This is a genomic window from Agrobacterium sp. D14 (assembly GCF_001526505.1).
Classification (GTDB): domain Bacteria; phylum Pseudomonadota; class Alphaproteobacteria; order Rhizobiales; family Rhizobiaceae; genus Agrobacterium; species Agrobacterium leguminum.
In genome coordinates, this window is record NZ_ASXX01000068.1 from 168,007 (window position 1) to 193,622 (window position 25,616).

Annotated in this window: 21 protein-coding genes; 10 read left to right on the top strand and 11 right to left on the bottom strand. The window is 61.2% G+C overall.

Annotation, left to right across the window (positions count from 1 at the left end):
* Nucleotides 1–3: 3 nt before the first annotated feature.
* The 6 genes from L901_RS25225 to L901_RS25250 all read left to right on the top strand — a co-directional run bounded on the left by L901_RS25225 (nt 4) and on the right by L901_RS25250 (nt 9,881).
* Complete coding sequence (locus tag L901_RS25225) at nt 4–1,209, top strand: type VI secretion system-associated FHA domain protein (RefSeq protein WP_059761086.1); 1,206 nt, start codon at nt 4–6, stop codon at nt 1,207–1,209.
* Nucleotides 1,199–2,539: a type VI secretion system baseplate subunit TssK gene (gene tssK / locus L901_RS25230; RefSeq protein ID WP_059761087.1), complete on the top strand. Its 1,341-nt coding sequence runs from the start codon at nt 1,199–1,201 to the stop codon at nt 2,537–2,539. Before L901_RS25225 ends, tssK begins: the two co-directional genes overlap by 11 nt.
* Complete coding sequence (tssL, locus tag L901_RS25235) at nt 2,536–4,038, top strand: type VI secretion system protein TssL, long form (RefSeq protein WP_059761090.1); 1,503 nt, start codon at nt 2,536–2,538, stop codon at nt 4,036–4,038. The genes tssK and tssL overlap by 4 nt, the downstream gene beginning before the upstream one ends.
* Nucleotides 4,035–7,514, top strand: a complete 3,480-nt coding sequence (gene tssM / locus L901_RS25240; RefSeq protein WP_059761092.1) for a type VI secretion system membrane subunit TssM — start codon at nt 4,035–4,037, stop codon at nt 7,512–7,514. Before tssL ends, tssM begins: the two co-directional genes overlap by 4 nt.
* 80 nt (nt 7,515–7,594) lie before the next feature.
* A complete protein-coding gene (gene tagF / locus L901_RS25245) occupies nt 7,595–8,989 on the top strand; it encodes a type VI secretion system-associated protein TagF (RefSeq protein ID WP_059761094.1) in 1,395 nt (464 codons plus the stop codon).
* Nucleotides 8,976–9,881: a protein kinase gene (locus tag L901_RS25250; RefSeq protein ID WP_059761096.1), complete on the top strand. Its 906-nt coding sequence runs from the start codon at nt 8,976–8,978 to the stop codon at nt 9,879–9,881. The genes tagF and L901_RS25250 overlap by 14 nt, the downstream gene beginning before the upstream one ends.
* Before the next feature lie 11 nt (nt 9,882–9,892).
* Here L901_RS25250 and L901_RS25255 read toward each other — a convergent pair whose 3' ends face one another.
* Nucleotides 9,893–11,029 carry a polysaccharide biosynthesis/export family protein gene (locus tag L901_RS25255; protein ID WP_020812312.1) on the bottom strand — a complete coding sequence of 379 codons (1,137 nt, stop codon included), beginning with the start codon at nt 11,027–11,029 and terminating at the stop codon, nt 9,893–9,895.
* Between the two features lie 274 nt (nt 11,030–11,303).
* Here L901_RS25255 and L901_RS25260 point away from each other — a divergent pair, with 274 nt between their 5' ends.
* Nucleotides 11,304–11,600: a PRC-barrel domain-containing protein gene (locus L901_RS25260; RefSeq protein WP_003522015.1), complete on the top strand. Its 297-nt coding sequence runs from the start codon at nt 11,304–11,306 to the stop codon at nt 11,598–11,600.
* Nucleotides 11,601–11,693: 93 nt separating this feature from the next.
* Here L901_RS25260 and L901_RS25265 read toward each other — a convergent pair whose 3' ends face one another.
* From L901_RS25265 to L901_RS25310, 10 genes are all read right to left on the bottom strand, one after another.
* A complete protein-coding gene (locus tag L901_RS25265; protein ID WP_020812313.1) occupies nt 11,694–12,419 on the bottom strand; it encodes an SDR family oxidoreductase in 726 nt (241 codons plus the stop codon).
* A 57-nt stretch (nt 12,420–12,476) separates the two neighbouring features.
* Nucleotides 12,477–14,084, bottom strand: a complete 1,608-nt coding sequence (locus L901_RS25270; RefSeq protein WP_059761098.1) for an FGGY-family carbohydrate kinase — start codon at nt 14,082–14,084, stop codon at nt 12,477–12,479.
* Between the two features lie 89 nt (nt 14,085–14,173).
* Nucleotides 14,174–14,905, bottom strand: a complete 732-nt coding sequence (locus L901_RS25275) for an SDR family oxidoreductase (RefSeq protein WP_059761100.1) — start codon at nt 14,903–14,905, stop codon at nt 14,174–14,176.
* Between the two features lie 38 nt (nt 14,906–14,943).
* Nucleotides 14,944–15,921 carry an ABC transporter permease gene (locus L901_RS25280; protein WP_020812316.1) on the bottom strand — a complete coding sequence of 326 codons (978 nt, stop codon included), beginning with the start codon at nt 15,919–15,921 and terminating at the stop codon, nt 14,944–14,946.
* Nucleotides 15,911–17,413: a sugar ABC transporter ATP-binding protein gene (locus L901_RS25285; RefSeq protein ID WP_059761101.1), complete on the bottom strand. Its 1,503-nt coding sequence runs from the start codon at nt 17,411–17,413 to the stop codon at nt 15,911–15,913. The genes L901_RS25280 and L901_RS25285 overlap by 11 nt, the downstream gene beginning before the upstream one ends.
* Before the next feature lie 71 nt (nt 17,414–17,484).
* Entirely contained in the window at nt 17,485–18,396 is a 912-nt protein-coding gene (locus L901_RS25290; protein WP_080820364.1) for an ABC transporter substrate-binding protein, read from the bottom strand.
* Nucleotides 18,397–18,493: 97 nt separating this feature from the next.
* On the bottom strand, nt 18,494–19,378 hold the full coding sequence (locus L901_RS25295) for an AraC family transcriptional regulator (protein WP_059761270.1): 885 nt from the start codon (nt 19,376–19,378) through the stop codon (nt 18,494–18,496).
* 389 nt (nt 19,379–19,767) lie between these two features.
* Nucleotides 19,768–20,817, bottom strand: coding sequence for an NAD(P)-dependent alcohol dehydrogenase (locus L901_RS25300; RefSeq protein WP_059761103.1), 1,050 nt, complete (start codon nt 20,815–20,817; stop codon nt 19,768–19,770).
* Between the two features lie 261 nt (nt 20,818–21,078).
* Nucleotides 21,079–21,528, bottom strand: a complete 450-nt coding sequence (locus L901_RS25305) for a DUF1801 domain-containing protein (protein ID WP_059761106.1) — start codon at nt 21,526–21,528, stop codon at nt 21,079–21,081.
* 129 nt (nt 21,529–21,657) lie between these two features.
* A complete protein-coding gene (locus L901_RS25310) occupies nt 21,658–22,251 on the bottom strand; it encodes a TetR/AcrR family transcriptional regulator (RefSeq protein ID WP_059761108.1) in 594 nt (197 codons plus the stop codon).
* A 121-nt stretch (nt 22,252–22,372) separates the two neighbouring features.
* Here L901_RS25310 and L901_RS25315 point away from each other — a divergent pair, with 121 nt between their 5' ends.
* From L901_RS25315 to L901_RS25325, 3 genes are all read left to right on the top strand, one after another.
* A complete protein-coding gene (locus tag L901_RS25315) occupies nt 22,373–23,599 on the top strand; it encodes an MFS transporter (RefSeq protein ID WP_059761112.1) in 1,227 nt (408 codons plus the stop codon).
* Between the two features lie 303 nt (nt 23,600–23,902).
* A complete protein-coding gene (locus tag L901_RS25320; protein WP_020812324.1) occupies nt 23,903–24,406 on the top strand; it encodes an RNA polymerase sigma factor in 504 nt (167 codons plus the stop codon).
* Nucleotides 24,407–24,557: 151 nt separating this feature from the next.
* Nucleotides 24,558–25,514, top strand: a complete 957-nt coding sequence (locus tag L901_RS25325) for a FecR family protein (protein ID WP_059761114.1) — start codon at nt 24,558–24,560, stop codon at nt 25,512–25,514.
* Nucleotides 25,515–25,616: the final 102 nt, after the last annotated feature.

Here is a 25,616-nt window from a genome sequence, read left to right on the forward strand (position 1 = left end):
GGCATGGATATGAAGCTTGCACTCAAGGACACACGAAATATCGGAGCCGCAAGAGCCAGTCAGTGGAGCTTCGAGCGCGGCCGCCGCGTCATCGGCCGGTCTCGCGATTGCGACTGGCAGATCGACGACAATGAGCGGCGCGTTTCCAAACTGCACTGCACGCTCAGCCGCGATGGCGAAGGTTTTACGATCCTTGACCAGAGCGCGAACGGCACGCTGGTCGATGGCCGCTTGCTGCTGGAAGGCGAAAGCGCGCGTCTCCGCGACGGTTCGCAAATCAACATTGGCGGGCAGGTTTTTCAGGTCGCCATCAGCGGCGATGCCGAGCTGGATTTTTCCGATCCCGACGCATCCCTGCGCATGAGTGACGAGCCGCTGACCATTTCAGCGATCCTTGCCGACATCGCTCCGAATGGCCGTTCGGCCGGCGGCGTGATGGGCAACACCGCCTCCGCCGACGACTGGTCCGAAACATGGCGCGAGGGCGCGAAGCGGAAGGCAAAATCCATTTCGCGAAATGTCGAGATCGGCTGGAGCGAACCGCCCGCGGCGCGCGGAATAGGCGCCGTTCTGCCTGATAACTGGGACGAGGAGCCGGTTGCAAGCAGCGAGCACGAACATACCGACGCACTGAACACGCCAGTCATGATCTCTCGCCCGGTTTCGGCCTCAGGTAACGAGGATTTCGACAGCGTTTTCCCGGAAGCAGGCGAAGACCTGACCCTGGAGAACACATCAACTGCCGATGCTTCGACCGCGCTGGAGATCGGCGATCTTCTGACCGCGCTGGAGCAGGAAAGCGCCGATTGTCTGGCCATTCTCGACATCGAAGGTGAGCGCGCCGGCCACGGTTCGCCAGCCTCCCTGAGCGAGCGGGTGGAAACGCTCATCCGCCAGCAGCGGCGGCTCGCCGCCTCTCTTGAAACCCTGATCCACGGCTGCACGCAAAAACTCGAGCCGAGGCTTCTCGAAGCCTCCGTCGATGCCGGCAACGATCTTCGTGCCAAAATCGAGCGCCGCGACTGGCAGGGGCTGATCATGAAGACCGACTACTGGTCCACTTACAAAAAGCAATTTGAGGAAAACGGCCATCCATTGCCGGTCAGGCAGTTCCTGCAGCGGGCAGCGCGCGGTGAGGCCGCGCCCACGCAGGAACCTGACGCGATAACGGCCGATTCAAAGGGGGTAAACAACCACGATGAGACATGAGAACCGTGTTGCCTGGAGCGAGGGCATGTTTCTTCGCGTCCAGCATTTTCAGCAATCCGACCGCTGGACAGAACGGCTGGTGCGCAACACCACGCGCAACCTCTCGCCTTACCCGTGGGGCATCGCCGAAATCGGCGTGGACCGCAGCGCGCTGTCGATAGGGCAATTCGCCCTGTCGAACCTGCGCGGCGTTCTTCCCGATGGGACGCCTTTCGAGGCACCGGAGGATTCCGACCTGCCGCCGCCGCTCGATCTCGACGAAAGCGTCAAGAACGCCGTTATCTATCTCGCCCTGCCGGCCCGGCAGCCGGGCAAGGCCGACATGTCCGCCAGCGGCCGCAACGATGCGAACAATGTGCGCTTCACGGCCTCCAGCTATGAGGTCTCCGACACCAATATCGAGACGGATTTCGTGGCCCCCATCGATGTCGGTCGTCTCAGCCTGAAATTCCTGAAAACCGGCGACGATCTTTCCGGTTACGATCTCATCGGTCTTGCAAGGGTCATTGAGGTCCGTTCCGACCGCGCGGTCATTCTGGACCCGGATTTCATTCCTCCGAGCCTCAGCTGCGCGGCGGCGCCCCGCCTCAACGAATTGCTGACGGAGCTTCTGGGGATCGTGCGCCACCGCGCCCAGGCGATTGCCGAACGCATCGGCGATCCGACGATCCGGGGAACGGCGGAAGTGGGCGATTATTTCCTGCTGCAAATCCTCAACCGGGCCGATCCGCTGCTGGCGCATCGCTGCGCCAACGCCACGCGTTTTCATCCCATCCGTTTTTACGAAGACTGCATCCAGCTTGCCGGCGAGCTTGCAACCTTCACCACGGACAAAAAGCGGGCGACGGATTTCCCGCCCTATCGGCACGAGGACTTGAAAGCCACCTTCGGGGCGGTTTTCGACGATCTGCGCACATCGCTGTCAGCGGTTCTGGAACAGGCAGCGGTTGCGATCGAGCTGGTGGAGCGCCGCCACGGCGTCCGCGTCGGCACCATCCACGACCGCACGCTGCTGCGCGATGCCGGCTTCGTGCTTGCCGTGCGCGCGGATATGGCCGCCGAAGACATTCGCCGCCGCCTGCCGGCACAGATCAAGGTCGGGCCGGTGGAGCGGATTTCCGAACTGGTCAATGTGGCGCTGCCCGGCATTCCCGTGCGCTCCCTGCCGGTCCTGCCACGGCAATTGCCCTATCGGTCCGGCACCGTCTATTTCGAGATCGACACGCAATCACCCCTCTGGAAGCAGCTTGAGACCTCCGGCGCGATTGCCCTGCATCTGGCGGGCGAGTTCCCCGGGCTTGAGATGGAAATGTGGGCGTTACGCGAATGAGCAAGGAAAACCCCTCTTCCTGGCAGGATTTGCCGACGGTGGTTGAAATCACCGAGGAAAGCCGCAGACGCAACCAGAACGCCCGCAACATGGCGGCGATCCTCGAAGACATTGTCGAGACCGACGCCCCCGCCGGGCGACCGAAGGCAGGCGCGGCCGCCATGCCGGTCGATCAGCTGCTCTCCGGTTTCCATTTCGGCGGCGGCGATGTGCCGACGCTCGTGCAATCGGCCGCTCCCCTTCTCAACCTCGCGCATCTCCTGCGCTTCAGCGATGCCGAACCGGATCCCGATCAGCTTCGCCGCGCCTGCATTGAGGCGATCACCCGCTACGAGCGCGATCTCGCCTCCGCCCGCATCAGCCCCGAGCGGGCAAGGGCGGCGCATTATGTCGTCTGCGCCACGGTGGATGATGTGGTTCTGAGCAAACCCTGGGGCGTGCGGGCAGGCTGGGCGCGCTCCGGCCTTGTCTCCACCTTCCACAACGATGTCACCGGCGGCGACCGGGTTTTCGACATTCTCGACCATTTCCATCAGTCGCCCGGCGCCAGCAAGGATCTGCTGCTGTTGATCTATCTGTGCCTGTCGCTGGCTTTCGAAGGGCGCACCCGCGTTTCGCCAAAGGGTGCGCTGGAGCTTTCGCGCATCCGCGACAGCCTCTACAAGACGCTGATCGGCCAATACGGCACCTTCGAACGGGAGCTTTCGCCGCACTGGAAAGGCGTGGAAGCCCGTCATACGCCATTGCGGACGATGGCTGCGCTGTGGACCCTGCTGTCCCTGATGGCGCTTGCCTTCGCGCTTGGTTATCTCTTCTTCACGCTGTCGCTCAACAACGCATCCGATGTCACTTTCGAAAGGCTCGCCCATCTGCCGCCGAACGAGACACCGAGCGTGCTGATCGCAAGCCCGCCCCAGCCGCCGGCGCAGGTCGAAACGCCGAAGGTCGTGGAACCGCCGAAGCCGGTCGAGCCAAGGCAACCCTCCCGGCTTGAAAAGCTGATGGCCTTCCTTCAGCCGGAAGTCGAAAAGAAACTTGTCACGCTGGCGGATGTAAACGGGCGGCTGCGCATTCGCATCAACAATTCGGGCCTGTTCTCCACCGGCAGCGCCGATGTCAGCCCGCAGTTCCGCGATCTCATCCAGCGTATCGGCGGCGCGCTTGCGGCTGAAAAATTCCGCGCCGTCGTCATCGGCTATACCGATACCGTGCCGATCAAGACGGTGGAGTTTCCGTCCAACTGGCACCTTTCCGAAGCCCGCGCCAAGGCGGTCGGGGACATTCTTTCACAATTCACCGGCCCGGAAGCGATCCTGACGGAAGGCCGTGCCGACAGCGACCCGATCGCCGACAACAAAACGGAGGAAGGCCGCCAGATCAACCGCAGAACGGAAATCATGGTCCTGACCAATCCCGATGAAAAACTGAGCGACGCCGGCATTCTCTCGCCGACCATCCAGAACAGTTCGGGACAGCAGCCGCAAGAGGCACAGCCATGAATCCATTGAGCTATTTTTATACGATCCGATCCTATGTCGAGAGCTATGCCGCTCTCATCGGCCGCCGTTTCCTGTCGCTATTATGGGTGGTCGCGCTCTGCATCGTCATCTGGTTTTACGGCTATCTGGTCGCGCTGGGCGATTTCAAGCCATTGGGAACGACGCAGGCCCGGCTCATCGCCATAGGCATCGTTCTCGCCATATGGCTGATCTATATCGCCGTCACCATTTATCGCGGGCGCAAGCAGGACAAGGAACTCGTCGACAGTATCGAGCGCGAAGCCCTGGCCAACCGCCAGGCCGAAGTCGGCGAGATCCAGATGCGTCTCAAGGAAGCGCTGGCGCTGCTGCGGCGGGTCACGAAAAAGCGTTTCGGTTATATTTACGACCTTCCCTGGTACGTGATCTTCGGCGCCCCCGGCTCCGGCAAGACGACGGCACTCACCAATTCCGGCCTGCAATTTCCGCTTGGCGATGCGCTCGGCGAAAACGCGGTAAAGGGCATCGGCGGCACGCGCAACTGCAACTGGTGGTTCGCCGACGAGGCGATATTGATCGACACCGCCGGCCGTTACACCACACAGGATGACCTCGATGGCTCATCCAAAGCCGGCTGGGAAGGGTTCCTCGGCCTTCTGAGACGCTATCGCCGCTCGCAGCCGATCAACGGCGCGCTGGTGACATTGTCCATCCCCGATCTTCTCACCCGCGATCCCGAGGAACAACGGCAGGAACTGCGCTCCATACGTCAGCGGCTTTCGGAACTGGACGAATATCTGCATGCCCGCGTTCCCGTCTATATCGTGCTGACCAAGGCCGATCTGCTGCATGGTTTCGTGGAGTTTTTCGACGGTTTCAACAAGACCGATCGCCAGCAGGTGTGGGGCACGACCTTCAAGCTGGATGAGAGCCATACCGCCGAGAACCTGCCGCAACGCCTGACGGAAGAGTTCGAACTGCTGCAACAGCGGGTCGATGCGATGCTGATCGAGCGCCTGCAGCAGGAGCAGAATGCCGAGACGCGCGGCCGCATCTTCCGCTTCCCCGCCGAACTTGCGCGGTTGAAAGACCGGCTCCATGAGGCCCTGACCGAACTTTGCGCACGGTCTCCGCTGATCGAAGCGCCGCTTTTGCGGGGTGTTTATCTCGCTTCGGGAACGCAGCCGGAAACGGAAAGGTCTCCCGCAGCGGCCAGAACTCGCCGAAGCTACTTCCTGTCGCGGCTGTTCAAGGATGTCATCTTCCCCGAAGCCGCGCTGGTGATGCGCGACAAGCGCCTTTCCGGACGGCAATTGCTGGTGCGGCGCATCGCCTATGGTGTTTCGGCCGCCGCAGTCGCCATCGTCTTCACCGGCTGGATTTTCACCTATTTCGCCAATACGCAGGCGCTTGCCGAAGCGGATCGCAAACTTGGCGCTTATGAACAACTCGTTCAAGGCATTCCCGTGCGCGATGTTTCAGACGCCGATTTTCTCCGCATCCTTCCGGCGCTCGACAATCTGCGCGATGTCAATTCCGGCTTTGCCCGCGAGAGAGTGTGGAATGTCAGCTTCGGGCTCGATCAGGAAGACAAGATCGCCGGACGGCAGCGTGACGCCTATCAGCGCGCACTCAACGCCCTGCTCCTGCCGCGCATGATCGTGCAGCTCCAGAAACAGCTCAAGGACGAAAAGGATATCACGCGCACCTTCAATTCGCTGAAGCTCTATGGAATGCTGGGTGGCATGGGTGCGCTGGACCCCGATTTCCTGACCGTGCAGACGCACCAGATGTTCGCATCCCTCTATCCCGGCGATGGAAGGGCGGCGGCCAGAGAAGCGCTCGACCAGCATGCAAAAGCGCTCGCGGACGGCGTGCTCGCCCCGATTGAGCTCGATGCGCGGCTCATCGCCACTGCCCGTGAAACCATCCGCAATCAGGCTGTCGGCACGCGCGCCTATGATATTCTCGCCGGCCTTCCGCAGGCGCGGGAACTGATGGAATGGACACCCGCCACGGCCTTCGGCCCGCTGGGAGAGCGTGCCTTCGAGCGGCGCAGCAAAGCGCCGATGGCGGAAGGCATCGAAGGTCTTTTCACGGCGGAGGGATATCGCAGCGTCGTCATTCCGCAGGTCGCCCATGCGGCGCGCATCGCACTTTCCGAAGGGTGGGTGCGCGGTTCCGATGATGCGCTCCGTGGCGCAACGGTCGAGCAGGTGGCGCAGGCCGCGCTGCAAATCTATTTCGACCGTTTCGAGAAAAAATGGGCCGATACGCTGGCCGACCTTCGGGTCAAGCCGTCCCAGACCCTTGGCGACGCGGTGGAAACAACCCGCGCGCTTGCCAATGAACGCAATATCGTGGTGGAGGCTGCCAGATCGATCGCGGAGGCGACCGATCTGCGCCCCGGAGCAAACCCCGCCGCCCTCGCCTCCGCCGCTGAAGGCGACGCGACCGCAGCCGTTCTGGCCGCCACGGTGAACGCAACCGATCCCTATGCGAGACTGCGGGACATGCTGGCGGCGAAAGGCGCGGCCACAACGGGCGAGCAGGCCAATGGCGGCAAGGCCGGAGGCTCGCCATCGGAACAGTTGCTCGCGCATTTCAAGATGCTGAACGAGCAGCTTGCCCGCTCGGCAACCACCTCCGACGAGGTCGCCAAGGTGTTCGACGTGGACAGCCAGCTCACCAAGGCCAATCAGGATCTGTTGCAGCAGGCCCGTGAGTTGCCGGCACCCCTCGATGTGTGGGTGGCGGGTGTGGCGGCGGATGTCGGCTCGCTTGCGGTCAAATCCGCCCGCAGCCGCATTGCCGAACTCTGGGCGGCCGATGCGGCATCCCTGTGCTCTTCCATCGTGACCGGGCGTTATCCTTTCGACAGGTCGTCTTCCCGCGATGTCGCCATCGCGGATTTCACCCGTCTCTTCGGGCCGACCGGGGTTTTCCAGTCCTTCTTCAAACAGCGAATGGAAGCCTTTGTCGACAGGACGACCAACCCCTGGAGCTGGAAAGGCACTTTCGGCGCCGCCGGCATTCCCAGCAGCGCCGTCGCCCAGTTCGAAAATGCCGACAAGATTTCGCGCGCCTTTTTCCCGAATGGCAGCGAGACGCCGGCGGTGTCGATCAATGTCAAACCCGTTTCGCTCACCAATGCCTCCAGCGCGGTGATGCTGGAAATCGAAGGCGAGCGGGTGGTTTATTATCACGGCCCCATTCAGGCAAAATCGATCACCTGGCCATCGCGTGAAAACACGGCGAGCCTGTCGCGCATCGCTTTCCAGCCGGGCGGCTGGCAGCAGGCGAAAACCGAAAACGGCGACTGGTCGCCATTCCGGCTGTTCGATGGCGCCGACATCGAAAACCAGTCGGGTGATCTGCTGCGGGTGCGGTTTGCGAATGGCGCTCAGGCTGCCGAATTCGATATTCAGTTCGGCTCGGTTCTCAACCCGTTCAAGCTGGACGCCATCGCCGGCTTTGCCTGCCCCGCGCAATTTTAGCGGCGGGGCGGCGCACCGTTTTTAAGGAGGGGATCTATGATGAAAGCAACGACGAAAAGCACCGCGGTCAATAACGACTGATGGCCACTCAGGCATCGAGGCCCGCGGAAACCGCAGCGGAAAGCGACCGCATCGGTTTCTTCGGCAAGGTCCCCAGCCATGGCGACTTCATCTCCGATGGGCTTGAACGGGAGCTGATCGGGACATTTGACGACTGGATGCGATCCGGCCTGCATGCCTGCGCGGACCTGTTTTCGGGCCGATGGCCCGAAATATTTACGTCATCGCCGCCCATACGCTTCATCATCGAAAGCGGCATATGGGGAAACTGCGCCTATGCCGGCGTGCTGGTGCCCAGTGCAGACCGGGTGGGACGCAAATATCCTCTTGCCATAATTGCCCAGCTCAATAGCTTCCGGAAACATCCGAGAACCCTCTATCTCGACGACACCTGGTTCATGGCCGCCGAGGCGCTGGCCGAAACATCCATGACGGGCGATTTCGATATGTCCCGGTTTAACACCTCCGTAAAAAAACTGCGCCTGCCGAAACCTCGGGAAGAGGATGACGCGCCGGAAATGGTGCGCAGCCGTGCACCGACCAGCCTCTGGTGGCGCATCGATCCCGTCAGCCGCCGCGCCCGCGGTCTCAAATTCGACGGCAAACCGAAAGCTTCCGATTTCCTGCGCCTCTTCAGCGACATGGCAAGCAAGGGCGATGAGGACGGCTCGATACCCGTACAGGCGCAGGAAAGTGCAAAACACAAAACTCCGCCCGCGCCCGCGCCGGCAACCGAACAGCCGTCATCGGTCGTCTACAGCTATGCCACGCACCCCGGAACACGGCTTTCCCTGAACGCGGATTCGCTTTTCGTTTCCCAGACCCCTGCCCTCTTCGCCATAGCAGATGGACAGGGCGACACGCACAGCGCCGTGGAAGCTGCACGTCTGGCCACAAATATTCTTGCCGAAACGCCCGATGCCGAAAACCCCGAGGTGATGGCGCAGCAGATCAGGGGAAAGCTCGGCACCGTCAACAGCCTGCTTCTGTCCCGGCAAACCATGGGCGCCGACGGCAGGCCGATGGCAAGCGTCATCATTGCCTCCATTATCGGCCGCAGGTTGAGTGTCCTGTGGTCCGGCGACGCGCGCGCCTATTTCCTGAAAAATGGAACCATGCATCAGCTTTCGCGCGATCACGTCGTTGTCGGCATGAAAAGGCAGCTCTCGCAATGTGTCGGCCTTTCCCAGCAGTTCCGGCCGGATATCGTCGGGGAAGACTGGGGGGCGCAGGACAGGCTGCTCCTGTGCAGCTATCCGCTGGTACAAATCCTGAAGGAGCGGGCCATTGCCGAGATTGTCGGCAACACCCCGATCAAGGATTGCGCCAGCGCCCTGATCCAGGAAGCGCTGATCGAGGACGCACGCGAGAATGTCAGCGCCATCGTGATTGGAAACCGGCTTGAGCAAGGGTAAACAACCGGGCGATGGGCCTGCCTACCCGCAGGTCGCCGAGCGCTTTTCCGATCTGTGGCAAACCATCCGCCATGACGGCACGCGGGAAAGGCCCACCGAAGAACAGAAAGACCTGATCGATCAGGTCAGAAATGCGCTGGACCGGAAAGTCTCGCATTTTTCCGACGCGAAACCCGACTGGATCGCCGACAGCTTTGCCCTTGAACGGATTGCCTACGAAAGCGAAAACACGCTGCTGCTGCAGGTGCGGCACCGCGATCTCGGCTCCCTTCACGCCCTGAAAACCACGCCGCCGGCGTTGAGAAACGACGCGGCGCTGCTGCAAAGATTACGCGAGGAGGCGCAGCTCGGCCTGACATTGCGCCATCCGTGTCTGGTGGAAACATCGGCGCTGCTGAGACTGGCCGATGGCCGGCCGGGCCTGTTGCAGCCATGGTTCCCGCGGTCATTGGCCTCGCTTGCATCGCAGCCGCCGGTTAGCGCACCGCAGGCGATCACAATCCTTCGCCGCCTGCTGGAAGGGCTGAGCGCCATGCATGCAAGGGGATATGTCCACTGCGATGTCACGCCAGCCAATATTCTACTGGAGGACGGCGATTTCGAAACGGGCAGACTTGGCGATTTCGGCATTGCGCTGGAGATCGGCCAAAAACACGCGGACCGGGGCATGAGCTTTGCCGCCTCGCACGAATTTGCAGCACCGGAACGGATGCGGGACGCAACCGCAAAGCCGGATCAGGATATATTCTCCGTGGGGCGGCTCGCCCGGCGGCTTTTCGCTACGAGTGAGATTCGAACAACGCAAAGGCTGGCGGATTTTGCGGACGCCTGTTGCCAGGACGAACCCGCGTCGCGACCGCAATCCGCGATGGAAGCGCTACAGCTTCTGTAGCGCCTCATTGGTCAGTTGCCGCTGCCGGGAAGCGGTGCTGCCGCCGTCGGCACACTCTTCTGGAACACGGTCAGGAGCTTGGCCGAATCCACCAGCGGTGCGTTGCTGGCATAGAGCACATCGCCCTTCTGCATCTGGAAGAGCTGCATGAGGGCAATGCTGGAAGCATCGCGCATGTTGACGTGATAAATCACCGGCCGCATGGTCGTGGCCGTCGCAACCGGGCCTTTCGCGCCCGATGCGGTTGCCGATGGCACCTGAATGATCTCGTTGCGGAAGACATAGACATTGCGCGCGTCCGCACGGTCATCCAGCAATCCGCCGGCGCGGCCAACAGCCTGCGCGAGGGTCAGTTTTCCGGCTTCGAACTGGAATTCGCCGGCGCTCTTGAAAGCGCCGAGCGCGGTGTAGCTCGCTGCATCGCCATCGATCATGATCTGATCGTCCGGCGACAGCCGGATATTCTGGCGGTCTTCCCGCATCACGCGGTCAAGCGGCGCGCTGGCCCTGTGCGAGCCGCGAACGACGGTGACCGTGGCAGCGCCCGGAGCGACGGTCGGGCCGCCGGCCTGATTGAGCGCGTCGAGCACCCGCTCCTGACGGGCGGTGAGCGTTATTTTTCCGGGGTTTTTCACCGCACCGCTGAGCATGACGGCGCTCGTCGGCTTGTCCACGACGGTGACGACGGCCTGCGGGTTCACGGCCGATCCCTTGAGCCCGGCAACGACCTGCGATTGCAGCCCCTCGGGCGTCGAATCCACCACCCTCTGTTTGCCGACGAAGGGGATATTCACCGATCCGCTCTGGTCCACCGTAAAGCGTCCGAGATTGAGCGTCTTGCTTTGCGTCGGGGAGAAAAGCCCGTCTTCGCCCGTATCGAGCACGGTGATGTCGATCACGTCGCCGCGACGCAATCTCTGGGCGTTGTAACCGGTGTTGCGAAGCGCTGTGAGGCCGGGGCCGGAGGCATTCTGCAGGCTTCCGGCGGAAACCGTGGCCGCCGGCGCATTCGCCAGCTCGATGACGGGGATTTTTTCGTTGGTTCGAGGGAAAGTCGCAGATCGGATATTGCCTGCGGTCGGTCCGTCAGATGGCTTTGCACATGCGCTCAAAAGAGCCACCAGCAAAACCGCCCCCAACTTTTTCATCCCTCATCCCCTTGATGATTCAACCTGACGCAGAGATAACATCCAGACACGTCATCGCAACAACTTTAGCGGTTGCAATTTAGCGAAAACTTGTCTTCCGGAGAAAAGGTGTGACCATTCCGCAACCTTTTCGGAACCGCCTGCCGCAAACCCCAACAATGTACCGATGAGAAATCACCAGTCCTCACCGACTGGCGCCGGCCAGCGACGTTCGATGGAACGGTTTTGCAGTCGAGGAGTTTGTTTTCTGCAAACCAAGACAGGAGCAAGAACAATGGATCACACCAATCACGTACGCCTGGTTGAAACGGAACTGACGCCGTCCGTTCTTGAAGGCGCCACCGTTTATGGTGCAGACGATCACAAGGTCGGCAAGGTCGATCATGTCCACGGCGTCGGGGCCGGCAGCACCGCCATCATCGATGTCGGCGGCTTTCTTGGTATCGGCGCAAAGCCGGTCGCAGTACCGCTCAGCGATCTTGATTTCATGCGGGATGAGGACGGCGATGTCCACGCGGTCACTTCATGGACCAAGGACCAGCTAAAGGACATGCCCGAGCATCGTCATTAACAGCATTGTCATTCATCAAGATGAGCGCCCGGCTGTTTGCCGGGCGTTCTTTTATTTCGGGCAGGCGCCTGCGCCTGAGACTTCCCTAAGACATCAAACGGCGAGGAAACCGCCATCGACCGGCAATACGGCTCCGGAAATCATGCGGCTGTCATCCGACAGGAGCAACGCGATGCTCTGAGCCACCTCTTCCGCTTCGGCGAACCGGTTGAGCGGATGGCGAACCATCATCGGCTGGCTTTTCGCCGGATCGTTCCATGCTTCCGCGGCCAGTTCGGTGAGGGTGATGGTGGGCGCAACCGCGTTGACGCGGATGCCGTGCGGGCCAAGCTCCTTGGCAAGAACGCGGGTCGCCCCTTCCAGCCCGGCCTTGGAGGCCGCGTAGCAGAGGTGATCCTGGAAACCGCGGTGACCGGCGATGGAAGTGATGTTGACGATGGCGCCGCCGCCGCCCTTCGCCACGCGGGCGCGGGCAAATTCCTGACATGCGACCAAAGCCGCGCGCAGATTGATGCCGAGAACGGCTTCATAACCGGCATCGCTCATATCCAGCACGCTTTCGAGCACGTTGATGCCGGCGCTGTTGATGAGGAAATCGCAAGGGCCGGCTTCCTTCATGGCGGCGCGGGTGGCGGCGACATCGGCAAGATCGACGCGGATCGAACGGCCGCCGATTTCGCTTTTCAGGCTGTCGAGATCGGACTGGGTGCGACTGATCGCCACCACTTCCGCACCGCGCGCGGCCATCAGGCGAGCGCAGGCGCGGCCGATGCCCTTTCCTGCGCCGGTGATGATGACGGATTTTCCGGAAAACTGCATGGAATCCTCTTTAGTTTGCGGCCATGACGGCCGGACGATATGAGTTTGTGACGTGGTTCAATGGCTGGCGGCACGAATGGCGCGCGCCGCATTTTGCAGCGCCAGAAACGCGTCGTACCGCGCCTGATGAATCTTCTGAAAATCTGGATCGGGCGTAGCACAGCTACCGACACGCGACATCGCGGGCATGGCGACCATCAGGTCCGGATAGGTCCCTGCGGCAACCGCACCGAGCATGGCCGAGCCGAGAAGCACCGGCTCCTCGCATTCAGTCAGTTCCACGGGAAGCCCCGTCGCGTCCGCCAGCAGCTGCCGGGCAAGCGGATGCGCACCCGCCCCGCCGCTGACGCTGATGGTTTCCACCGGCGCACCGTTGCGGGCCTGCGTTTCGATGATCTGGCGAAGTCCATAACCGAGGCCGAGAAGGCCGGCCACATAAAGCGCCACAAGGGAATCCACGCCCGTCTCGGTACCGTAACCGGCGATGACGGCGCGGGCATGGGGATCGGCAAACGGCGCGCGGTTACCGAGAAATTCCGGCACCACGTGAAAATCCTCGGCGATCTTTGCGGCAGCGGAAGCGGATGCGGCAAGATTGAGCGCCCGGTCAGCGAGCCATACCGGCAAGGCTTTATCTTCCTTAGCGGCAAGAGCTTTCGCCTCGGCATAGGCCGGGTGCAGCTGCACCAGGTAATCGATGGCCGCGCCGGCGGCAGACTGGCCGCCTTCATTGAGCCACGCGCCAGGAACCATGGCCGAATAATAGGGTCCCCAGACGCCGGGCACGAAGGCGGGTTCGGTGGTGGTCGTCATCGTGCAGGATGAGGTGCCGAAAACATAACCGAGGCATCGCGACGCATCGCCGCCCGCAGCCACCGTGCCGACGCCGCCGGCATGGGCGTCAATCAGACCTGCCGCAACCGCAGTGCCCGCAACCAGACCCATGGCTTCTGCCGCGTCTTCCGTCAAACCGTTACCCAGCGCCGTGCCGGGATGGACGACGCTTTCACCGATGCGGCGAAAACCCTGCTCGGCGAGATCGCCAAGTCCGATACGAGTGAAATACTCCGCATCCCAACGGTTTTCATGGGCCAGATAGGTCCATTTGCAGGTCACCGTGCAGGCGGAGCGATCCAGCGCGCCCGAAGCCTTCCATGTCAGAAAGTCCGTGAGGTCGAAGAAGTGCTCGGCCCGGGCATAGATGTCCGGCTTGTTTTCGCTGAGCCACAGCAGTTTCGGCGTCTGCATTTCCGGGGAAATACGGCCGCCGACATATTTCAGCACGGCGTGTTCGCCGGCATTGATGCGCTCCGCCTGTTCGACGGCGCGGTGATCCATCCAGACGATGATGTCGCGCTCGGGATGATCCGGTGCGCCCACCGGCAGGGTCTCATCGTCCGGTCCACGCACCACCAGCGAGCAGGTGGCATCGAAACCGATGCCGGCGACCTCGGCGGGATCGATGCCGGCGCGGGAAACGCTTTCCCGGACGCTGTCGCAAACGGCCTGCCATACTTCGCCGCTCGATTGTTCGGCAATGCCGCCGTCCTCGCGATGCATGCCGATCGGGCGTTTGGCGGTGGCGAGAAGCTTTCCCGCGACATCGAAGACACCGGCGCGCGCCGAGCCGGTCCCGACATCGACGCCAATCAGATAGGAAGCCATTTGCGATACTCCTCGGAGCGGATCATCCGGTGCTTGAACAGGGGCGAGCGGCGGGACCGTTTCCGGTCTTTCCGCCGCTCCGGAGATTTTTAAACGCGGTCGAAGTTGGTCGGCAAGACCAGCATGTCGCGGATGGTAACCGTGCGCTTGCGCGTCAGCATGTAGACAACGGCATCGGCCACTTCGCTCGCATCGATGAGGCTGCCGGACTCCTTGGCCTTGCGGAGATTTTCCTCCGGCCAGTCGGCGAGAAGTGCGGAAACGACCGGGCCGGGAGACACCTGCGCGACGCGCACGCCGTGCGGGATCATCTGGCGGCGCATGCCCTGCACGAAGCTGGTGATCGCCCATTTCGAGCCCGAATAGACCGGCTCCCAATAGGTCGGGAAATGGCCGGCGATCGAGCAGGTGACGACGATATCGCCGGTCTTGCGCTCCGACATATGCGGCACGACGGCATGGACGTTCTTCATGACGGCGTTGACGTTGAGGTTCAGCATCTTGTCGATGGCTTCAGGCGTCGTTTCGGTGAGATCGCCGCCGATATAGGTGCCGGCATTGCAATAGAGAATGTCGATATGATCGACCTTCCCGAGGATTTCGGGGATCATGGCGTTGCAGCTGTCGGCATCCAGAAGGTTCGTCACCTGCGGAATGGCGCGGTCGCCAAGCTTGGTAGCGAGTTCATTCAAGGCTTTCTCGTTCCAGTCGACCATGACCACGGTTGCGCCCTGTTCCAGCAGCGCTTCGGTGGTGGCAAGCCCGATGCCGGATGCGGCGCCGGTGATGACCGCGATCTTGCCTTGCAGCGATTCAGACATTTAATTCTCCTGCGTTATGAAGATGTTTCCGGGCCGGCTCAGCGCCATTCGCGCCCGATATAGATGGCCAGCAGGATGATGCCGCCCTTGATGACATCCTGCAGATAGGGGTTGATGCCCATCAGGTTGAGGCCGTTATTGAGAATGCCGAGCAGCACCGCACCAATCAGCGTGCCGAGAATGAGACCCCTGCCGCCAGCAATCGCCGTGCCGCCGAGAACGACCGCCGCGATGGCGTCCAGTTCGAAGCCGACGCCGGCATTCGGCTGACCGCTCATCAGGCGGCCGGTAAGGATGAGGGCCGCAAGCGCTGCGGTGACACCCGAAATGCCGTAGACGGCGAGCTTGACGCGCTGCGTCTTCACACCCGAAAGACGAGCCGCCAGTTCGTTTCCGCCAAGTGCATATACATGGCGGCCGAAAGCCGTGCGCTGCAACAGCACCCAGGCGATGGCATAGATCACCACCATGATGACGACCGGCACCGGAACGACGCCGATACGACCGACGCCGAACCAGGAAATCCAGCTCGGAATGCCGCTGACCGGATAACCGCCGGAATAAATGAGGCCGAGACCGCGCGCCATGCCCATGGTGGCAAGCGTGACGATGATGGCCGGCATCTTGCCCCAGGCGACAAGCGCCCCGTTGAAGATGCCAATGCCGAGACCGATGAAGAGACCGGCCGGCAGGGCAACCGAGGCAGGCAGGCCCGAATTCACCATCAGGCCGGCGGATAATGTGCCGACAAGCGCCATGACCGCGCCGACCGACAGGTCGATGCCGCCGGTGAGGATAACGAAGGTCATGCCGACGGCGAGAATGCCAACGACGGAAACCTGCCGCAGCACGTTCATGATGTTGTTGAGGCTGAAGAAATTGTCGCTCGCAAGCCCCATCAGGATCGATACGACAATCAGGCCCGCCAGAGGCAGGGCAAGCGGCGAACGCAGCATGGCGCTGAGACTGAAGCCGCCCGTTTTCGCGGCAGTGCCGGTGTTTGCATCAAGCGACATGTTCAACTCTCCCGGTGGTGGCGTTTGTCATTATTGTTTCTGAATTGATATCTTCCCCCTCGACCGTGGCGACGATGCCGCCGGAACGGAAGACGCAGACCCTGTCGGACATGCCGATCACTTCCGGCAGCTCCGAGGAGATCATGATGATCGAATGGCCCTTGGCGGCGAATTCGCGCATCAGCGAGTAGATTTCCGCCTTTGCGCCGACATCGATGCCGCGTGTCGGCTCGTCGAAGATCAGCACGCGCATGTCATGGTTCAGCCAGCGGGCGATGACGATCTTCTGCTGGTTGCCGCCCGATAGCGTATCGACGCGGGCAAAGGGTCCCTGCGCCTTGACCTGCACCTGCGCCATGGCCTTCGTCGTGTGCTCCAGTTCCTTTTTGAGATCGAGGAACCAGTGGGCCTTGCGGTATTTGCGGTAATTGTTCAGCGAAATATTCTGCAGGATGGAGAAGCTGGTAATCAGCCCCTCCTCCTTGCGGCTTTCCGGCAGCAGGCCGATGCCGCGCATCAGCGCCTCATCAGGGCCAGAAAAACGCGTGTCCACGCCGTCAACCCTGATCTTGCGGCGCGAGGCGGAATGCGCGCCGAGCATGGCGAGAACCGTTTCCGTACGGCCCGAGCCGACAAGCCCGGCAAAGCCGAGGATTTCGCCCTTGCGCAACGCAAAGCGCGAAACGGGACCGCCTTTCTTCAATTGCAGCTCTTCGACTTCGATCACGCTTGCGGCGGCAGGATCGAGCTGCGGCTTCGGCGGGAAACTGGCTTCGATGCGCCGGCCGACCATCATCTCGACCAGACGATCGTTATCGACCTCCGACGTCAGGCAGGAGCCGATCAACTCGCCATCGCGCAGAACGGTGATGCGGTCGCAAATCTCGAATATTTCTTCGAGGTGATGCGAAATGAAGATGATCGCCACGCCCTGACGCCGCAGCTCGCGCATGACCTTGAACAGGTGTTCCGTCTCGGATGGGGTGAGCGTCGCTGTCGGCTCATCGAGCACCAGGATACGGGCATCCAGCGACAGCGCTTTGGCGATTTCGGCGAATTGCTGCTGGGCAACGGAAAGACGATGCACCGGCACATCAAGCGGTACATCCACCGCCAGCCGGCTCATGATCTCGGCCGCGCGCTTGCGCATCGCGCCCTTGTTCAAAAGGCGCAGCGGCCCGCGGATCTCGCGGGCAAGAAACATGTTTTCCACGGCATTGAGATAGGGGATCAGGCTGAATTCCTGAAACACGATGCCGATGCCGGCGGCAATCGCCTCATCGTAATTGGCGAAGCGGCGATCCTTGCCGTCAATGCGGATCGTTCCCTCCGATGGCTGCAAAATGCCGCACAGGATTTTCATCAGCGTCGACTTGCCAGCGCCGTTTTCTCCCAGAAGCGCATGCACCTCACCGGCGCGCGCCTCAAGGTCGACGCCGCGCAGGACTTCGATCTTGCCAAAGCTTTTTCTTATTCCATTCAGTTCCAGCATTTCACCCTCCTCAATGGTCGGGATTTAACCCCGCCCCCATACGAGAAGGGGACGGGGCCTGGGAGGAGTTCTTACCAGCTGAACTCGCCGGCGTTCTTGCTGTCGACGACCATAACGTCGATCGGGACTTCCTTCGGCACGACGCGAGCGCCCCACTTCTGGGCGAGCGCCATGGCAAGGCCAACGCGAACCTGGTCACGCGGGAACTGCGCGGTGGTTTCAATGAAAGGACCACCCTCGGCAATCGCCTTCACCGCTTCCGGAGCACCGTCGACCGAGGTCAGCTTGATGTCCTTGCCGGAACCCTGAATAGCAGCCAGAGCGCCCATCGCACCGCCATCGTTCACCGAGAAGATACCCGCGAGGTTCGGACGCGACTGGATCATGTTTTCAACGACGCCGAGAGCAACGGAGCGGTCCTGACGGCCGTTCTGCGTATCGACCAGCTTGATGTCGGCGAATTCGGCGAGAGCTGCCTTGCAGCCTTCGACACGCTGCAGGATCGGAACGACCGGAATGCCGTCGAGAATGGCGACTTCACCCTTGCCGCCGAGCGCGTCACCGAGATGCTTGCACGACTTGTAACCCGCGTCACGGTTCTTCGAGCCCACGAAGGTGTCGACCGGGCCGTTGGCGTTGGCGTCAACAGCAACGACGATTACGCCGGCAGCCTTGGCAGCGTGAACGGCGGCTTCGATGCCTGCGCTGTCGGTGGGGTTCAGAAGCAGGATGTCGATCTTCTGCTGCAGCATGTCTTCGACGTCGGAAATCTGCTTTGCCACATCGTGGCCGGCATCAGTCACGACAACGTCGGCGCCGATGCTTGCGGCGGCTTCCTTCAGCGCTTCCTGCATCGACACGAAATAGGGGTTGTTCAGCTCCTGGAAGGTCATGCCGATCTTCAGCTTTTCCTGCGCCAGCGCCGGAGCGGCCATCATTGCAATTGCGGCTGTCGCCATCAGAAACTTGGACTTCATTTTCATCTCACTCTTCCTCCCGGTTGGAAAATTGGGGCAACAAGACCCCGTTTCCGGACAGCCCTCTGCCCGAATTCTAAAAAATCGGCGATGTGTCGCTGGTTTAATCCGCCATGACCGCTGCCTTCTGGGCTGCGAATATTGTGCGGAACCTCGACGGCGACATTCCCTTCAATTTCAGGAAATGCCGGTTGAAATTCGAAAGATTGGAGAAGCCCACATCATAGCAGACCTCCGCCACCTTGACCTCCTGATCCGCCAGCAGCATCTGGCAGGCAAGATCGATGCGTAACTGATTGCGATACCGCACCAGCGTCGTTCCCGTGTGACGCTTGAAGGCGCGGGAAAAGGCGCTCTGGCTCTGGCCCACCATCTCGGCGAGGTCGATTTCCTCGACCTGCTCGGTCAGGTGCTGGCGCAGATGCGACAGCGCGCGGTTGATGCCGCTGTCGCCGATGCCGGTCAGGTCCAGCTCGTAGCTCAGGCTTGCCAGCACCTCGGAAGACGGCGCGTTGACCAGCAGATCGAGAATTTCCCAGAAAAGCGCGAGCCTCGTCAGCCCCTGCGCCTCGATCAGCCGGAGGATCAGCGGACGAACGCGATCGCTTGTTTCATCGTCGAACAGAATGCCGCGGCGGCTGCGGTCCAGCAGCGCACGCACCACCTCCATCTCCGACATGGAAGCGCAGGCATCCTCGATAAAAGCCTCCGGAAACTGGATCACGAGAGAGCGTGTCGGCACGATCTCGTCCGGCTCGATCTCGCTGATCCAGTTCTGGGGGAGATTGGGACCGGTCATGATGAGCTGACCGGGGCCGAAACGGCCGACGAAATCGCCGATATAAAACGTGCCTGACGTGGCGACGACAAGATGGATTTCGTATTCGGGATGATAATGCCAGCGCACGGTGCGGAACGGATAGCCATGCCGCCAGGCGGCGAAGGATTCGCCCTTGCGGATGTGCACCAGTTCCAGATCGGGCTGCATCATAGTTCCTCCCATCGACACGTCCGCCGCATTTGCGGAGCAGAGCCATTCCTCTTTATGGCTCGTCCCAGGCGTTGATGAGGAGCATATGGCGTGCGCTATCTGTGCTTCCACATCACGCCGAAGAAATTACCGATACTTTTTTGACTCTTTTTTGTCGGGAATTGAATAGTCGCCGGATGGGGATGGCCAGAAACTCGGCGGCCGCGCCGATTTTTTTGCACAATTCGGCGTGATCCGCTCAAACAATGCTCACCCGAAGGCGATATCCGGTAAATTTTTGGAGTGCGGACCGCCGGACAACGGCAGGCCGCACTCATACTTTTCCGCAGCATCTCTGCCACTCAATCATCGGTGGCAGGCATCGGCGGTCGGCACGCGATCTTTTACTACGGCATCACGATCTGAAGTTTCACGTCCGTTTCCCGCGCCTCCACCGCACGGTCGAAGCCGGCGATGCTGTCTTCGAAGGGAATGGTCGCGGAAATCAGCGGCTTCAGGTCGACCTTGCCGGAGGCGATGAGTGCAACTGCCCGGTCGTAAACATTGGCGTAACGGAAAACCGTTTCGACCCGCAGTTCCTTGGCCTGCAGGCCGACAATATCGACCGGAACCGGATCGACAGGCATGCCGACCAGCACGATCGCGCCGCCCGGCCGCGCCAGCTTCGCCATGCCGAGCACGGCAGGTGCTGCACCCGAGCATTCGAAGACGATATCGCAGCCCCAGCCGTCGGTCGCCGCCGAGACGGCCTCGGCGAGATTGCGTTCGCGGATGTTGACGGTTTCGATGCCATCATAGGCACCGATGATATCGAGCTTCGGCTGGGCGAGATCGGCAACGATGACCTTGGCGCAACCGCCGGCAAGCGCCGCCAGTGCCACCATCATGCCTATCGGACCTGCCCCGGTGACGACAGCGATATCGCCCGGCTGGATACGCGCCCGGAGCGCCGCCTGCATGCCGATGGCGAAGGGTTCGACCATGGCGCCTTCGGCGAAGGACACATTGTCGGGCAGCTTGTAAGTGAAGGCGGCGGGATGAATGACCTCAGGCGTCAGGCAACCATGAATGGGCGGCGTCGCCCAGAAGCGGACAGCCGGATCGACATTGTAGATGCCGAGCTTGGAGGCGCGCGATGTGGGATCGGGAATGCCGGGCTCCATGCAGACGCGGTCACCCACCTTCAGATGCGTCACCTCGGCGCCGGTTTCGATCACCGTTCCAGACGCTTCATGGCCGAGCACCATCGGCGCGTTGACGACGAAATGACCGATCTTGCCATGGGTGTAATAATGGACATCCGAGCCGCAGATGCCGACCGTATGGGTGCGGATGCGCACATCCCTGGGCCCGAGTTCAGCGGATCCTGCTCCACCGGGAATGTCAAAATCCCTGAGCGAGAGCTTGCCTTTTTCTTCCAGCACCAATGCCTTCATCTCATCCTCCGTGGTTTGCGATACGCCTGGCAGCGAATTCAGTGAAGCGTGATGGCGTGCAACCCCGGCAAAAGTAAACAGAAATCGGCCGGATCGGCCGGTTTTTCTTCACTCCGGAAAAACTGTATCGGACAGCCCGCGATTTCTCATCATCCGCAGCGCGACACGATCCTTAAGAGGCAGGAAAACCGGCATGATTCGCCGGCCCATTTCGCGATCATCGCGTGCCTAAAAGCCTGTGGCACCGATAAACCCGGTCGCTCACATTTTTTCGCCGGGCAACACGCTTGCCTGCCTCACCCACTCCACGAACTGCGCTTCGTCAAACGCATCCTCGTGGATATCGAGGTAGCGGACTTTCGGATGTTTGGAAGTGCCGGGCGGCAAAGGCTGCAAGGATACGCCGTTAAGGAAGGTCACCTTGATGTATTTCGTAAAGCAGTGAAGGCTGAGGAACCAGATATCGTCCTCCATGCCGTAGAAAGGCGAATTCCACTTCACAGCCTTGCGCACGCCGGGCACGACACCTTCGATCAGCCTGTCGATACGGCCACCGACCGCACTTTTCCAACCCGGCATGGCGGCAATATAGGCCCGCACCGGCGCGTCGCCATATCCTTTTGCAATCTGGGGATTCCCGCCCGAAAGAAGCTTTGGCGATTGATCCGATGGCGCGCTTCCGGACGCTTTTTGCGACGGCTTGTCGACCATAACCTTGACCTCAGAGGTGTCAAACAGGTGTTACCAATAACATGATCTGTATCTATTCCAGATATCTCTACACATTTTCCGTGATGATCGCCTAGCCGACCCGGAATAACAGATAGGCAGCTATGCGGGTCAGTCTTTCCTGACCCGCAATCCCTCCAGAAAGGTCCGGAAACTGCCGACAGCCCGTTTCGAGGTCGTTTCGGGATCGTCGGAATTGGCTATCCATTGGGCGGCGCTGCTGCTCGCCGCATTGATGAAGCGGGCGCATGCCTCCGGATCGATGTCGCCGATGGTGCCTTCTTCCCGGAGCGCATCCAGGCTTCGGGCGACAGCCGAGATACAGCCATTGGCATTGGGCCAGCGCGACGGATCGCCGAGCACGGCCGGTCCGTCGCGAAAGATGATCCGCTGGATTTCCGGTTCGAGAGCCATGCGCACATAACCGACATTCTCCTCGACGAAACCCTCCCACCGGGTCGCGGCCCTTGACGAGATGTCGCAGAGCCTCTTCGTCATCTCCGCATCGATCTCGGCCACAACCGCCAGCAACAGGCCTTTCTTGTCGCCGAAATGGTGATAGAGCGCGCCACGGGTGAGACCGGCTTCAGCGGTGAAGTCGTCCATCGACGCTTCCGCATAACCGATGCTGCCAAAGGCCTTTCGGCCGGCAGCCAGAAGCTTCGCCCGCGTCTCGGCAATCATTTCGCTGCGAGGTTTGCGCATTTCTTCTCCATTTTTTACATACGACGCGTATATTAGTTGACATACGTGTCGTATGCAATTATCTCATTCACATACGCCACGTATGTATGTGGTGGACACCCTTAGAACAAGGTGCATCCCGATGTCTAATCCATACAGAGAAATTTTCAGGGCTCCAGGCGCAAAAGGCTTTTCCGCCGCCGGTTTTTTCGCCCGTCTTCCCATTGCCATGGCCCCGATCGGCATCGTCGCCATGCTTTCCCAGACTCACGGTGAATATTGGCTGGCCGGCGCCGTCTCGGCAACCTTCGCATTGACCAATGCCGCCCTCTCCCCGCAAATCTCCCGGCTGGTGGACCGCAAGGGGCAGAGCAAGGTCCTCATCCCCGCCACCATCGTCTCGGTCATCGCCTTTGCGGCGCTGATTATCGCGACAAATCAGAGATGGCCCGCCTGGACGCTGTTCCTTTCCGCCTTCCTCGCCGCCACCATGCCGAGCATTCCCGCCATGATGCGCGCCCGCTGGACGGAAATCTTCCGCGACCGGCCGGAGCTGAACACCGCCTTCGCCTTCGAATCCGCCGCCGACGAACTTGTCTATATCTCCGGCGCCTCGCTTTCCGTTGGTCTTGCGGTTTCGCTCTTTCCGGAAGCGGGCATGATGATCAGCACCACCTTCCTGGCGCTCGGCACCTTTGCCTTCCTCCTGCAACGCGCGACCGAGCCCAAGGTGCGGCCGGTTGAAAGCGGCCGCCGGCAGCGTTCGGCCATCTTCCTGCGACCGGTCCAGATCATCACGCTTGCGCTGATCTTCGTCGGCTCCACTTTCGCCACGGCCGAGGTAAGTGCCGTCGCAATCACCAAGGCGCTTGGTCAACCGGAAGCCGCCAGCCTCGTCATCGGCGTCTATGCCATCGGCTCCTTCGTGGTCGGCCTCATCCTCGGCGCGCTCAACCCCAAAATGCCGCTGCAACGGCAATTGCTTATCGCCGTCAGCGTGCTTGCACTCACCGCCCTGCCGCTGCTTGTCGCCAACACCTCGGTAGCACTTCTCGCTTTCGCCGTTTTCCTCAGCGGCGTTGCAATCTCGCCGATCTTCATCACCTCATTCGGCCTGATCGAACGTCGCGTGCCGGAATCGATGCTGACGGAAGGCGTGACCTGGGTGATGACCGGCATCGGTATCGGCATGGCGCTCGGCGCCTTCGTCTCCGGCTGGGTGATCGACAATTTCGGCCCGGATAACGGTTTCTGGGTGTCCGTCGCCGCAAGCCTTTCGACAGTCGCCATCATCGCGCTCGGCCAGCGCAGCCTCTCCGGAGATCGCGGACGGTCGGATATGGAAGCCGTGGCGCAGCCCGCCGAATAACAACCTTTACTCGCAGTCCGCATCGTTCGTCGCGGCAATTGATATATACGCAGAAAAGGTCACAGACTAATCCATAGTACAGCGACTGTTTTACTTTACCGTCGCCCCGCAAGCATGATACCGGCAACATCAACGGCCGATGATATCATGCCTGCGGGGCGATCCTGCTTATCGAAGCCGTCGCTTCGCATATTCTCGAATTCGGCACCGATTGCACATAATCGACCGACGGCTGCATCGTTCGACACACCGACCGTCCGTTCACCGGGCAGGCACGGGGTCGATTACCGGAAGGCAAGGCTCTTGAGTTGGGATCTGCAGGAATTGTTCCGGCTATATGCGAAGGGCATTGTCAGGTCCCTGCGCAGCAGGGGCATCGATCCTGAAACGGCATCCGATCTGGCGCAGGATGCGTTTTTGAAGGTGCTTGCCTCGCCGCCGCCGGCAAGTGCCGCTTCCCACAATCCCAAATCCTATCTCTATACGGTGGCGCGCAATCTCAGCATCGATCATTATCGCCGCGAACGCAGCCTCCGCCGTGTCGACCTGCCGCAAAATGCCTTCGATGCCATCATCGATCCGTCGCCATCGGCCGAAACCATCGTCTATGACCGCCAGCGGCTGCAACTGGTGGAACAGGCGCTTGCGGAACTGCCGCGGCGGGTGCGCGAGGCCTTCCAGCTGCACCGGATGGGCGGCCTGACGATCAGCGAAGTGGCGCAGAAGCTCGGCATGTCCACCACCCGCACCTGGGTTTTGATCCGCGACGCCTACGAACACATAGAGGATCGGCTGAACGGTCTGTAGAGGACGGGAACCGTCGTCTTGCCCCAGATATCGCCGTTTAATCGCTGGCCTGCGCATTAAACTTCTTTCATTCGGAAATATGCGGCCTCTCATTCGTATATATCAAAGGCTGTGACATTGTCCGGTCTCCGGCAATCCTGAAAGGCTCCCTATGAACGAAGTGTCGGAAGAACGGCGCCTGTTTCGTGAAGCTGCGGATATTGCCATTCGCCTGCAGAACGATCCCGGCAATCCCGTCGCCATCGAAACGGCACGCGCCTGGGTCGAGCGCGGACCGGCCCATGCCGCCGCCTGGGCGAAGGTCGCCGCGATCCACGGCATGACCGGCCAGATTCTGGCCGAGGAGGCCCGCTCCTCGCAAAAGGGCTTCGACCCCAACCGGCGTCTTCTGCTTGTCGGCGGCGTACTCTGTCTCGGTGCGGCGGCTGGCGGTTCGGTGCTGGCACCCTATGTGACGTTACGCGCCCGCGCCGACTACCTGACATCGACGGCCGAGATCAGAGAAATTCCCCTCGAGGACGGCAGCATGGTCACGCTTGGACCGGACAGCGCAATCGCCGTCGATTTCGGCGAGCGGGCAAGACGGGTGAACCTCCTTGCCGGCATGGCATATTTCGATGTCCGGCCCGATGCCTCGCGCCCCTTCTCCGTCGCCTACGGACCATTGACCGCCACAGCGCTCGGAACCGCTTTCGACGTTTCGGGCGACGATCTCTCCATCTCCGTCTCCGTCGATCATGGGCTGGTTCTGGCCACATCGCCCGATCTGCCCTCTCCCGGCGGCGAGAAACTGGCTGCAGGCGACTGGCTGACCTACGATCAGGCATCGCGCCGTATGGATCGCGGCGTCAGGGAGGCTTTTGAAATTGCGGCATGGCGCACGGGCATGCTCATTGCCGAAAAGGAGACGGTCGCGGCGGTGGTCAATCGCATCGCCCGCTGGCAAAAAGGCAAGGTGGTCATCGCCACCCCTGCCCTGAAAAACAACGTCGTCAGCGGCGTCTTCGATCTTGCCGACCCCATCCGCGCGCTCGATGCGGTGGTGCGGCCATTCGGCGGCAAGGTGCGGACAGTCACGCCGTTTTTGACCGTTATTTCCTCCATCTAAGAAAACTTGAGAAAAAGAGGAAAATTTTCGAACGCCATTCGTATTGTCCTCAGAGAACCCGTCGCCAGCATAGGCCGGCCGGTCTCCGGGGACAGATTTAAT